General features: G+C 38.1%; 9 protein-coding genes. All 9 read right to left on the bottom strand.

Features of this window, described 5'->3' with window-relative positions; all coding sequences use genetic code 11:
* Positions 1-29 precede the first annotated feature (29 nt).
* Positions 30-1,757 (bottom strand): BatD family protein, encoded by a 1,728-nt coding sequence (locus tag ACYQ0E_RS00320; RefSeq protein ID WP_460186275.1) that lies wholly within the window; start codon positions 1,755-1,757, stop codon positions 30-32.
* A gap of 5 nt (positions 1,758-1,762) precedes the next feature.
* Positions 1,763-3,898, bottom strand: coding sequence for a VWA domain-containing protein (locus ACYQ0E_RS00315; protein ID WP_460186274.1), 2,136 nt, complete (start codon positions 3,896-3,898; stop codon positions 1,763-1,765).
* Between the two features lie 5 nt (positions 3,899-3,903).
* Complete coding sequence (locus ACYQ0E_RS00310) at positions 3,904-4,929, bottom strand: vWA domain-containing protein (RefSeq protein WP_460186273.1); 1,026 nt, start codon at positions 4,927-4,929, stop codon at positions 3,904-3,906.
* Positions 4,929-5,456, bottom strand: coding sequence for a DUF4381 domain-containing protein (locus tag ACYQ0E_RS00305; protein ID WP_460186272.1), 528 nt, complete (start codon positions 5,454-5,456; stop codon positions 4,929-4,931). The genes ACYQ0E_RS00310 and ACYQ0E_RS00305 overlap by 1 nt, the downstream gene beginning before the upstream one ends.
* A 10-nt stretch (positions 5,457-5,466) precedes the next feature.
* Entirely contained in the window at positions 5,467-6,402 is a 936-nt protein-coding gene (locus ACYQ0E_RS00300) for a DUF58 domain-containing protein (RefSeq protein WP_460186271.1), read from the bottom strand.
* 107 nt (positions 6,403-6,509) lie between these two features.
* On the bottom strand, positions 6,510-7,481 hold the full coding sequence (locus tag ACYQ0E_RS00295; protein WP_460188683.1) for an AAA family ATPase: 972 nt from the start codon (positions 7,479-7,481) through the stop codon (positions 6,510-6,512).
* A 236-nt stretch (positions 7,482-7,717) separates the two neighbouring features.
* The gene (locus ACYQ0E_RS00290; protein ID WP_460186270.1) at positions 7,718-9,448 is read right to left on the bottom strand and encodes a methyl-accepting chemotaxis protein; all 1,731 of its coding nucleotides are present in this window, start codon (positions 9,446-9,448) and stop codon (positions 7,718-7,720) included.
* A 144-nt stretch (positions 9,449-9,592) separates the two neighbouring features.
* Entirely contained in the window at positions 9,593-10,720 is a 1,128-nt protein-coding gene (locus tag ACYQ0E_RS00285; protein WP_460186269.1) for a PAS domain S-box protein, read from the bottom strand.
* A 371-nt stretch (positions 10,721-11,091) separates the two neighbouring features.
* Entirely contained in the window at positions 11,092-12,768 is a 1,677-nt protein-coding gene (locus ACYQ0E_RS00280) for a formate--tetrahydrofolate ligase (RefSeq protein ID WP_460186268.1), read from the bottom strand.
* Positions 12,769-12,866 lie beyond the last annotated feature (98 nt).

Below are 12,866 nucleotides of genomic sequence, written 5' to 3'. Positions count from 1 at the left end.
GCCTTTTTTATTAGTGCATCTTTTATTTATTAGCCATTGCGATAAAGCGAGTTTAATTCACCTTTTTTTAGTATGGTTGCATTTGTTTGGGTCACCATAGATGCCCAGTTATCACATATGGTTTCTATTGTTTTATAGGGTAAGTCTTTATTTGCAAATAAATGCGCTTCTAAATCAAATATGGCTGTGCGTAAATGCGCATTATTAATTGAATCAACACTTTTAATATTAAACTCATCATGTAATTGACGTAAAAGTTCTTTATAGAACTCCGGCAAGGGCATGTCACACCATTTATTATTAAAAGTCTTAGGGTGAGCATTTGTTTGTGTATTTATGGCTGTAGCAGGCCTATTTTGCAGTTCTTTTAGCTGTTTACGTGTACGCATAAGCACAATAAGTGTCAGTAACAAAATAGATAAGATAACAGCGATAATAATTGGCCAGACCCAAGCAGGAATAGAGAATATTTCGTCTAGGCCGCCAGTAGTTTGATTAGCTTTAGCTTGATATGGTTTAGTAGAGTGATTTGGTTTTAATGGCGTTTTTGCATTGTTACTAAAATCTGTAGTAGCAGGAATCGCTTGATTTTGATTACCATCAGCAGGCCAAACGGTAATAGGCTTGCTTTTTAAAACAGCGGTTTCAAATTTTTTGGTAGCAGTATTCCACCAAGTAATCGTTTTATCCGGTAAGTGAATGGTGCCTGCTTTGGTAGGTACAATAGCCTGAGAAATTATTTTAATGCTTTGTACGCCCTTGTCTGAAAGGGTTTGACTAGATTTTGCTTCATCAGCATAAACTTTAAAGTTATCGTCACCTTGGCTAGTAATATTAGGGAGCTGAGAAGCTTTTAAGCCTTTAACCGTTAAAGTAATAATACGACGAAGGCTGTCACCAACTTGAATGGTTTTTGGGGTATTTTCCCATTTTTGGGTAAGGGTAACATCTTCGGCTGGTAACCAATAAGGCGCGTTGCTTTTTTCAGCGGGTAATACATTTACAACCGTTGATTTGGCTGCGGCTTGTACGCCTTTATCTTTACCACGCAATTGAATTAATCCGGTAAAGGTTGGGCCATTAATCGTTAATTGACCACTAGATTGTGGAAAAACAGCATACTGCCATTCGTATACCGTATATTGTTGGCCATTAATGGTTTTGCCATATACAGACTGTTCTTTTAGAGATTCTTTTAAGGAATTTTTAAATTCTGGTGGACGTATATTACCGTTAATCAGGCTACCTTTATTGTAAAAACGTAAGGTGTAAATGAGCTGTTCTTGAACATGCACTTGTTTTTTATTGGCTTCTGCTTCTAAAAAATAGGGGGCATTACCATCTAAATATTCGGCTTTTTTTACAGTAATTGAGTAAGGCTTACTTTTAATACCATCAATGGCAATAGGTGGAATGGTTAAATTACCAATCTCCTTAGGTAAAATTTGAATTTGCCACTCTGTAAAAGAAGAGTATTTACCATTAATAATTTGAATTTGATTACTTTGTTGTTGGTTTAAAACAGCAAAATTTTGTTTTAAACCCGTAAGGTCTAAAGCACTACCTTTGGCCTGAAAGTCTGTTTTAATAGAAAGCGTTATGATGTCACCCATTTCTACATTTTGACGATCTGTTTGAACACTGACGGTATTAGCTAAAGCAAGCTGGCTAAATAATACAAGGCACAAGGTTAAAATTATTGAGCCTAATAAATTATGTTTTTGCACGTCTTTTAAATAAAGAGGTCTTGTATTCATTTTATCTACCACTGCTTTTCTGTTGGGTCATTTTTAGACGGATTTTGTTGAAATTGATACTCAAATTTTCGTTTTAAAAATAGGCCTGGTTGATCTGGAATCTGTTTTAACCAAGATTGTTGAGCCTGCTCTTTTTCCGTTAATTTTTTATTTGGTTTGGCGCCATCACCTTGGCCTATTGTTTTATCAGAATGTGGGGTGTCCATTAATTTGCTAGGGGCAGCATCCTGTTTATTCTCTTTAGAATCTTTAGGTTTATCATTCGCGCCAGTATTGCCCTCTTCAGCAATATTGTCGTTTAAATCATTTTTGTCTTTGTTATTCATAGAGGATTGAGATGAGTTATTGGCCTGATTGTTAGGTTGTTCGCCTGATTGACTGCCAGCATCTTGGTTATCCTTTGATTCAGATGGCTTTTGTTGATTGTTTGAATCGTTATTGCCACCTTGATCTTTTTGCGCCCCATCTTGTTTCTGGTTATCAGCCTGCTGAGGATTTTGGCTTTTATCTTCACTGCCTTGATTTTTTTGTTCATCACCAGATTTATCAGAATTTTTTTCATCATTTTTCTGGTTTGTTTGCGAATCATCAGCTGGATTTTGTGATGGTTTATCTTTTTTGTTTTCTTGATCAGGATGGTCTTTTTTAGAATCTGATGGGTTTTGTTGATTCTTGGGAGATTGCCCTTTTTGTTCATCTTTTTGCGGAGGCAACTCTGGTTTTTTGGGTTTTTGTGCCAGTAGTTTGTTTATAACCGCTAAGTTATCTTTAGCCTGGGTAAAATCAGGTTTCAATTTGAGGACATGTTCATAAGCTTTTTTAGCTTCTTCAAGCTTATTTGTGAGTGCTAGGGTATTGCCATAATTATAGTAGCCCGTTGGGGTTTTATCTAAGGCATAAATTTTAGCGGCTTGAGCATATTTACCCTGTCGATATAATGCACTGGCTTTCCATTGTTGGTTTTCAAATAGCGCTTCAGCCGCACCATATTTTTTATTTTCCCAGGCCTCATATCCTTGTTGGTCAAGAGATTGAAATATTGAGGGTAATTGGCCCCAATAATCCATTGCATAACTGGTTTTTGGTGTAAGTAAACCAATGGGCAGTACAGTAATAACCACAAGGCTTAGCAAAGTACCTCGTCTAAATACCAAGGCCACAATTGGTAATAATAAGAAGAGAAAGTAAGCACCAATATCTAAAGGGTGATTAACCTCTTTAGCGTGTTTTGATTGTGCAAGTTTGTCTGTGTTTGCCATATCTGGCGGAAGTAAATTTTTAACGCCAGTATCTTCAGGTTTTAAATCTATCCATTTAATATTCGTCTTTTTTTCAAGCTCGGCAAAACGCTCAAAAGGGACTTTAGGCATAATTAATTTTTCATTATTATCTTTTAATAAACCATAATTTGGCACTTGTACCACACCACCTTTAGTGGTTCCAACCGTCATAACGGTAACGCTATCGTTATGATCGTTTAACCAAGTAGTAATAGGTTGTATTTGATTTTTTTCAATATCATCAGTAATCCAGACAATGTGACGGTTGGTAATTTGTGCTCCATCAAAGAGTTTTTGCGCTAATTTTAAGCCTTGCAAAGGTTTTGAACCAAATTTAGGCATCATTACAGGATTTAAACTAGGTAACAGGCCTAGTAAAGTTTGATTGTCTTCAGAAATAGGGCTAATTGTGTGTGCAGTACCAGCATAGACCACCATCCCTGTTGCATATTGTGGGTATTGTTTTAATAGATCTGTCAGTTTGTATTTTACTCGGGAGATGCGATTTGGTGATAAGTCGTCAGCCAGCATTGAGAGAGATAAATCTAAAACAATGACCACGCCTTGTTGTGATTTTTCGGCAGGAATATCAACCGATTTTACCCAAGGACCAGATAGGGCTAATACAGCAAAAAACCAGGCAATGCTTAAACCAAGATAGCCTATTTTTTCATTGGCGCTCGCACCTGTTGTACTGTTTTCACCTAATAATAAATGCCTAAATTTAGGGGCAATGACTTCGTGCCAAGCGCCTTGTTTACGGCTAGTTTGCCAAGCCTTCCATATAATCCAAATAACAGGAAGTAGGGCTAAAAACCATTCTGGTCTTAAAAAATGAAGATTATTTAAAAGCTCAAACATTGTTATTAAGCTCCCATCTTTCTAAGTTGTGACCAGGCCAGAAGCAGGCTAAGAATTAAGGCTAAACCGAGTGGCCAAGGGTAATATTCAGTGCGTAACCGATAATTATATACATCATGTTTTACGGATTCTAACTTGTTAATTTCTTGATAAATACTGGCGAGTTGTTTGGTGTCATTGGCCTGAAAAAACTGACCTCCTGTAATACTGGCTATTTTGGTTAGAGTGCCAATATCCATATCCGATTTATTGGTCATAAAAATATCTAAACCATTTCTTGATGTTACTTGACCTACGCCCACCGTGTAAATTTTTAAGCCCATTTCTTTGGCTTTTTCTGCAGCATCAATAGGGTTTACTTTACCTGCTGTATTAGAACCATCCGTTAATAAAATTAAAACAGCACTATGACCCGTTTTAGATTTATATAAGTGTTTAAGAGTTAACCCAATGGCATCACCAATGGCCGTATTATTGCCGGCCATACCAATCTGTGCTTCTTTTAAAAGGGTATTAACGGTATTTAAATCGTAGGTTAAAGGGCTTTGTAAAAAGGCTTGGGTACCAAATACAATCAAGCCCATACGGTCGCCTTTTCGGTGAGAAATAAAGTCAGAAACAACCGATTTAACCGCCACTAAACGATTTACATCATTGCCATCGAGGTACATATCTTCTTTTTGCATTGAACCTGATAAATCAACGGCCAAAATAATCTCTTTACCACTGATTTGAAAAGGCGTGCTGTCGGCATAAATAACAGGACGAGTGGTGGCGATGATTAGTGCAACCCACATCAAGATAGCTAAAATGGGCATTTTTGAATGGGATTGGTTTGCTTCAATGAGGTTTTCGGCCGGAAGTTGATCTTCAATACGTGAAATAATTTGCGGGGCTAGTAATGGAGTATGCTGTTTTTGCATAGGTTTAATCACGCGACTGATAATCCAAGGCAAGGGCAAAAAGGCAATCATCCAAGGCCAAATAAAGCTGATATTGCTTAGGGTTTCAATAAGGTTGTGCCACTGCATTATTGATGATGTCCTTTAATCCATTTTTTGGCGTATTCTTGCCAAATTCTAACGGCTTGTTTGGATGAAATGGTTTGAACGGTATCCTCCATTTCATTAGCCTCATTTTCTTTATTCGCCTTATAGGCATAATTTAAAGCGTCTTGAAGGTGATCCGGTTGCGGAATATAACTTGCGGTTTCGGATAAAAATTTTAACCAGGCCTGGTCATGTAACGAAGCGGTGATTAAACGACCGTATGCCGTTAAGGCGACTTGTTTAACAACGGCATTTATAGCTGAAATTTTGTCATTATCACTTAGGTCGTTTTGCTGCATGATTTCATCAATGTGATCAATTGCCGTTCTGCGATAGATATTACGTCGTTTAAGATCAAAATAGTACCAAGCAATACCAATGACAATTGAGGTGATACTGAATATTAATATCCACCAACTAAAAGCCAATGGCCACCAACCAATTGGGTCGGGCAACTGTATGTCTTTTAGTTGTTCAAGAAGTGGGTTTTGGGGTTGTAAATCTTTCATAAAGACACTCTTACTGAATCAGTTTATGCTGAATTAAACTCATTAACGGCTCTTGGTGTGTGCCTATTTCAACCAGTGGAATCGTGAGTTTTGAAAAGACATTTTGAGTTTCTTGCCACTGGTCTTGATACAGTGTGTGATAAGCATCGCGAGTTTTGGATCTGAAGCTATCCAGTTTGACGAGCCTATCACTAGCAAAGCTTTTGGTCATACTTAACCAGCCTAATTTAGGTAGGTTTTTTTCTAAGTTATCGTAGATATGAATAGCCGTTATATCGGTGTTCTTTTTTAGTTTTTTTAACAAGGGTGAAGCATATTTAACAAGCTGAATCATATCACCAACTAAAAAGATTTTATTGCCCGGTTTACTTGCTTTAAGAAGTTGTTGCAGGGTTTCTACCCAGGCTTGGGTATCTGGTGCAGTGGGTTTATTAATTTGGCTTTGCATCTCAATGCTTTTTTGCAGTAAATGCAAAACAGTTTGTTGATTGCGTTTTGGCGGTATCCATAGGTTTTGTAGATGATTAAAACTAATGCCACCCACACGTTCATTGTGTGCAAGTGAAACCCACGCCAAAATAGAAGATATGTTTAAGGCTTGTGCAATTTTTAAGCGCACTTGCGATCCAAAAAAAAGATGGGGTGTTTGTTCTGTAACAATAATGGTTGGGCGCTCAAGCTCTTCTACAAATACTTTTGTGTGAGGTTTTTGAGTACGAGCAGTTACTCGCCAATCAATATAGCGTATATCATCACCTGGTTGGTATTGACGTACTTCGCTAAAAGTCATCCCTCTACCTTTACGCACAGCAAGGTGATTACCGCTATTTGTGGCTATGGTATTTTGCTGGTGACTGAGTTTTTTTTGCTTCACGTGAAACCGAAAAGCCACTAAGTCTTTTAGTTCGCTGTAAAGGTCAGCGTTTTCTATAAGATTATCTGACATCGCTAAAACTTTGCTGAGTCACCAGGCAAAAAAGGGTAAGTGTGACGTTAATTTGCATTGTAAAAACTCTTATTTTAATTCAATACTGATTAATTAGCTTAAGCAGCTTAAGTAGCAGGCACAAAATTTAAAATTTGGTCAATAACATCATCGGGTGTAATGCCTTGCGCTTCAGCTTCAAAATCTAGAATTAAACGATGTCTAAATACATCGTGAATAACAGCCTGTACATCGTCAGGGCTTACAAACGTTTTACCACTTAACCAAGCATGGCTTCTAGCACAGCGTGATAAGGCAATAGTGGCACGAGGGCTAACACCAACACCAATACAACTATCTAAAGAATCCGCATAACGTTTAGGCTCACGTGTTGCCATAACCAATTCAACAATATAGGTTTTGATTGATTCAGCCATGTGTAAGTTTAATACGGCGTCACGAGCGGCAAATAAATCGTCTTGGCTCATAGCGGTAAAAACTGGTTTTTGACTTTGCTGACGCGCCTCGTTTTCGACCAACTCTAAAATTTTATGCTCGCTTTCTGAGTTAGGGTAATCCACATTTACATGCATCATAAAACGGTCTAATTGCGCTTCAGGTAAAGGGTAAGTACCTTCTTGTTCCAAAGGGTTTTGGGTAGCCATAACCATAAACAGTTTTTCCATAGGTAAACTACGTTTACCAATACTTACTTGCCCTTCAGCCATGGCTTCTAATAAGGCGGCTTGAACCTTAGCTGGCGCACGGTTAATTTCATCTGCCAAAATAAGATTATGAAAGATAGGGCCTGACTGAAAAACAAATTCGCCAGTTTCTGGGCGATAAATATCGGTGCCTGTAATATCAGAAGGCAGTAAATCGGGGGTGAATTGAATGCGGTGAAAGCTTCCTTCTAGCATTTCTGAAAGCACCTTAATGGCTTTGGTTTTTGCCAGGCCTGGTGGGCCTTCTACCAATAAATGGCCGTCTGATAATAGGGCAATGAGCAATCGCTCTGTTAAGTGGGTTTGACCAATAATGTGTTGGTTTATTTGCGTTTTTAGCGCTTGAAACTGAGATGCTAACTGGTTAGGTGCTATTTCAGACACAGTAATATCCTTTCGATATTTAATTTGAACGATATCTAAACATATTTATGAGTTTTTTGACAAAATTCAGACGATTTTTAATTACTTTTATTTGTATAGTGACTAGCTGCGAAGCTTTTAAATAATCGTAATTAAACAAATAAACCCCCTAAGAGGGGGCTTGTAGTCTAAAAAGTCAGTAGATTATTACTGAGGCAGGATGTATGAAGTTTATTACGTACTAACCTTTACAAATTCTGCCCTTCGTAATCAATCAATTCATTAAGCAATGTTACCACCTTATCACTCTGTTTATCCATTGCATCAATTGAAGTTTCAAGTGTTTCGTAATCATCGATACGGAATGCATCCATGATTGTGCCAATTAGTTTATGCATTTGCATGTGTTCATCACCTAATTGTTTCATCATGGGCAGATGCATTAACTGTTGACCACTACCTTGGTAATACCATTTACCTAATGCACAGGCGGTATGGTCAGTAGCCGTTTCTTGGCTCATGCCAATATCGGCACCATCAATAAAGCTACGAATTTTCTTTTTCCAACCTAAGTGCGCGTTTATCATTTCACTGTATTGATATGCGGTACCTGAACTTTCTATAATTTTTTTACGTCTGGCAAGCACAATCGAACTACTAGAGGTATTTGGATTAATATTATAAGAACGCAATGTTTGATTGATGTAGTCAATATTTAATGGTTTTTTAATAATGCCATTCATTCCAGCTTGTTCAATGGTTTTTTGATAAGAATCAGAATGCCCTGTGTAAGCAAGAATTGGATGACTATAACCGCTTTGACGCAATGCTTTAGTAGCTTGTAAGCCGTCCATTTCTGGCATTTCAATATCCATTAAAATAGCAACAGGATGATAACGTTGGCACTGTACAATGGCTTCTCTACCATTCGTTGCCGTTTTAGTATCATAGCCCGATTTTTGCAAGAACATACTTGCTACTTTCAAGTTAGAAATATTATCATCTACAACTAAAATCAGAGAGTTGCTTGACTGAGTTTGGTTTGATATCTGAGCTTCTGTAAGCTCCCCTAACTCAAATGCACCTACCAAGTTATCCATACTTTCTGCCACTTCACTTAAGTAGTCAGCTAAAGATGAGTTTTCCATTACCAGTGTTGAGTTATGGTCTGCTGCTTGATTTAAAATGCGAACCGTTTCATTGACCTCTTCAATTTGCTGAGATTGAGATTGTGCATTTTCTGCAATGCTAGAAATGTTTTCTGACATTTGATGAACTTGCTTAATGATTTCTTGTAATGAATCACCGGTATTTTGCACTTTAGTTGTACCGTGAGCAATCTTGCTTGCAGTTGTATCAATAAGGCCTTTAATTTCCTTAGCGGCTTCTGCCGATTTTTGCGCTAGATTACGAACTTCGCCTGCTACTACGGCGAATCCTCTACCATGTTCACCCGCTCGTGCGGCTTCTACAGCCGCATTTAATGCCAATAAATTGGTTTGAAAGGCAATACTGTCAATTAGGGTAACAATTCCTGTAATTTGTTGACTTACCTGTTCAATTTCTTGCATGGCCAAAATGGTTTCTTGCATACTTTGATTACCCAACTCAACGTTATTTTGAGTTTGTAATGCCAGTTGATTAGAAACGGTGGCTTGTTGCGCAGTATGTGTAACGGTTTCTGTTAAAGAGCGCATAGACGAAGAAGTATTAATCAGTTCTCGGCTTTGCTGTTTAATCGATTCAGCTAAATCCTGGTTACTCTGAGCAACGTGTTCTGCTGATTGGGTAACTTCATTGGCTTGGTTATTGACACTGAAAAAGGATTCACGAAGTGATTGAATACCACTTACTAAGTTTTTAATTGTCCAACCATATTGCCCTCGATGTTCGTCTTCAGGCATAACGGTTAAATCTTTACCTGATAGTCCACCAATTAAAATGGATATATCTTTTAAGGTGTTTTGTAGACCATCCATTAAGTGGTTAATGTTTTCTGCCAGTTCCTTATAAAAGCCTTCTAGTTGTGCTGTATTTACTCTTGAATGTAAGCGACCATCACTGGCATCATCAACTAGTTTAGCAATACTTTCTTGTACATAAATTTCTTGGAAAATATCCTGTCACTCAATAACAATACCCAAAGAGCGCTGATTTTTATCATAAATAGGCGTGAGCAATAATTGTAATTGCGCTCCAAAAAATTCAAATTTAAAGGTTTCAGCTTGATCCATAGAGATTAGCCTTTCCATAATGTGTTTGTTTTTTGCAAATAAACAAGCCACATTTTTACCTAATAGTTTTTCAAGATGAAAATCGGTAATTTCTTGCTGAATTTTGGGCTCAAGTTCTTTTAAATAGTCTTTTAAGGACTCATTAAAGTAAGTGATAGTTCCAGTTTGGTCTGCCAGCATAATATTGGCATTAAGATTGTCTAAACCAGCCTCTAAACGAGTAGAACGTCTTGCGGTTGTAATCACTTCGTTTTGTTGTGCACCTAGGCGAATTTGCAAGCTTTTAATACGTCGGTTAACCACCCCCGAAGAGTTGGCACCATGTGTATTAATATGGCCTGTTAGGTTACCTGAAGATATTTCATCAATCGCATGGATAGCATGTTGAATTCGGTTTAAGAAATACATCACATGTACGGTAGATAACAGGGCTAAAAAGATAACAATATTGTTTAACCAGCCTGGACGATAGCCGTAAAAAACAGAAAATATTTCAGTGGCAATAGCGAATATAGTGGCAGGGATTAATGTAATAAGCGGTGGCCAATGAGCAAATGGATTAAATCGTTTCCAAAGGCTGTCGGCTTCACCATGGCGTAGTTTAATTTTTTTATCTGCAATGGCTTTATAGGCAAGTTCCGCTTGTTTTACTTGTTCACGTGTAGCCGGCGTACGCACACTCATATAGCCAACAATTTTTCCGTTTTCAAACATAGGAGTGGCATTGGCATCTACCCAATAGTGGTCACCATTCTTGCATCTATTCTTAACAATCTGATTCCATGGTCGGCTATTTTGAATACTATTCCAAAAGTCGGCAAAAACTGACGGGGGTACATCTGGATGTCTAAGAATATTATGTGGTTGCCCCATGATTTCATCATAAGCATAGCCACTTGCCTCTACAAACGCTTCATTGGCATAGGTAATATTACCTTGTAAGTCGGTATGAGAGACTAATAGAGCATCATCAGGGAGACGGTGTTCTTTTTGGGTAACGGGTTGATTGTTACGCATAACGGAGTCCTGTAATTTTGGATAGTTTTATGGAACTAATTTTAAGTAAAAATATTCTAAGCAATCAAAATGCCAACACGCAGTGTTATCTCTTTAATTTATTTAGTAAAAATAATTTTTAAGATAAAACTTTTAAGTGTCCATCATGCTAATAAACAGGCAGTTAAAGCTTTATGAGTTTATGAACGTGGTCGACAAGCCCTTATTAAGAATAGGGGTATATAGACATGATTATACGTGTTTGGGAGTTTATGAATATATGAAATTGGTAAGGACGACTTCTTTAAGATAGAAGTTCTTTATATGGACGGCAATATATGATTGGTAATGATTACCTTAAATTGCCGCCCTAATAATGGCATTATTGTGTTTTAAAACAACCCTGTGATTACGCCTGAATCGTCAATATCAATGCGTTCTGCAGTTGGTACTTTTGGTAGGCCTGGCATTGTCATCATATCGCCAGCAATGGCAACAATAAAACCAGCACCATTTTTGAGTTTAATGTCACTGATTTCAACAATATGACCACTTGGTGCGCCTTTTAAGTCTGGATTGGTTGAAAATGACATTTGGGTTTTGGCCATGCAAATAGGCAAGTGGCCGTATTGTGGTTGAATACGGTCAATTTCTTCTCTTACTTTAGAGTTTGCACTAATGCCCTTGGCGCCATAAGTTCTCATTGCAATGGTTTCAATTTTTTCCCAAAGAGGCATTTCACTGTCATACAGATATTCAAATCCAGAATGAGAGTTTTCAGCGACTTCTACAACCGCATGAGCGAGTTCTTCGGCACCTGCGCTTCCTTCAGCCCAGTGTTTTGAAATAATGCATTTTACGCCCAAAGCTTCTACTTTTTGAATCAGTAATTCTGTTTCAGCATCCGTATCAAAGGTGAAATGGTTAATACATACTACCGCTGGTAACTTAAAGTTTTCGGTTACGTTGTAGAGGTGTCTTTCAAGGTTTTCAAAACCTTTATCAATCGCGTCTAAGTTCTCTTGATTTAAATGGTCAAGCAGTACGCCACCGTGGTATTTAAGTGCGCGTATTGTGGCAACAATTACCACTGCAGAAGGTGATAATTTAGCCGATCGACATTTAATATCTAAGAATTTTTCTGCACCTAAATCTGCACCAAAACCTGCTTCGGTAACTGTATAATCAGCCAGTTTTAAAGCAGTTTGGGTAGCGGTAACCGAGTTACAGCCGTGTGCGATATTGGCAAATGGGCCACCGTGAACAATCGCAATATTGTTCTCTAATGTTTGCACAATATTTGGTTTAATGGCGTCTTTAAGTAATGCGGCCATAGCGCCGTGTGCTTTTAAATCGCTGGCATAAACAGGGGTTACACGGTCTGTTTTATAAGCCACAATAATACGACCTAAACGCTCTTTTAAATCCGCTCTGTTAATGGCTAAACATAAAATAGCCATAACTTCAGAAGCAACAACAATATCGTAACCGTCTTCACGTAAATAACCATTAGCAGGGCCACCTTGTCCAACGGTGATTTGGCGCAAGGCACGGTCGTTCATATCGACAACACGGTTCCATTTAATACGACGTGGGTCAATATCTAAGGCATTACCGTGATTAATATGATTATCAATCATGGCTGACAGTAAATTATGCGCAACACCAATGGCATGAAAATCGCCAGTAAAGTGCAAGTTTATGTCTTCCATTGGCACTACTTGCGAATAACCACCACCAGCGGCACCGCCTTTCATACCAAAACATGGGCCTAATGATGGTTCACGTAAGCACATAATGGTTTTTTTACCAATACGGTTTAACGCATCACCCAAGCCAACCGTGGTGGTGGTTTTACCTTCACCGGCTGGTGTAGGGCTAATGGCGGTAACCAGTATGAGTTTACCTTGTTCAGTTTTGTGAGATAAGCTGTCTACATATTCTAAAGAGAGTTTAGCTTTGTAATGACCATAAGGATCTAACTCAGTGGCAGGTATGCCAAACAGTTTATCCGCTAGGTGAATGATGGGCTTCATCTTGGCATTTTGTGCAATTTCAATGTCAGACATGGTGGAGCTTCCTTTAATTTATTGTAGCCGTCTATCCGGTTAAATTTTTCAACTAGTTTATAGAGATGCTTTAACGAATGGTTTACATCTGTTTATGA

The organism is Thiomicrorhabdus hydrogeniphila, assembly GCF_054656895.1.
The sequence above is the reverse complement of the archived record's forward strand: the minus strand, read 5'-3'. Positions and strand labels throughout refer to the sequence as shown.

What these genes read in the sequence shown, in the direction of transcription:
- ACYQ0E_RS00280 (WP_460186268.1), bottom strand. Translation starts at nt 12,768, where the DNA reads ATGTCTGACATTGAAATTGCACAAAATGCCAAGATGAAGCCCATCATT.
- ACYQ0E_RS00320 (WP_460186275.1), bottom strand. Translation starts at nt 1,757, where the DNA reads ATGAATACAAGACCTCTTTATTTAAAAGACGTGCAAAAACATAATTTA.
- ACYQ0E_RS00300 (WP_460186271.1), bottom strand. Translation starts at nt 6,402, where the DNA reads ATGTCAGATAATCTTATAGAAAACGCTGACCTTTACAGCGAACTAAAA.
- ACYQ0E_RS00285 (WP_460186269.1), bottom strand. Translation starts at nt 10,720, where the DNA reads ATGCGTAACAATCAACCCGTTACCCAAAAAGAACACCGTCTCCCTGAT.
- ACYQ0E_RS00290 (WP_460186270.1), bottom strand. Translation starts at nt 9,448, where the DNA reads ATGGATGGTCTACAAAACACCTTAAAAGATATATCCATTTTAATTGGT.
- ACYQ0E_RS00310 (WP_460186273.1), bottom strand. Translation starts at nt 4,929, where the DNA reads ATGCAGTGGCACAACCTTATTGAAACCCTAAGCAATATCAGCTTTATT.
- ACYQ0E_RS00305 (WP_460186272.1), bottom strand. Translation starts at nt 5,456, where the DNA reads ATGAAAGATTTACAACCCCAAAACCCACTTCTTGAACAACTAAAAGAC.
- ACYQ0E_RS00315 (WP_460186274.1), bottom strand. Translation starts at nt 3,898, where the DNA reads ATGTTTGAGCTTTTAAATAATCTTCATTTTTTAAGACCAGAATGGTTT.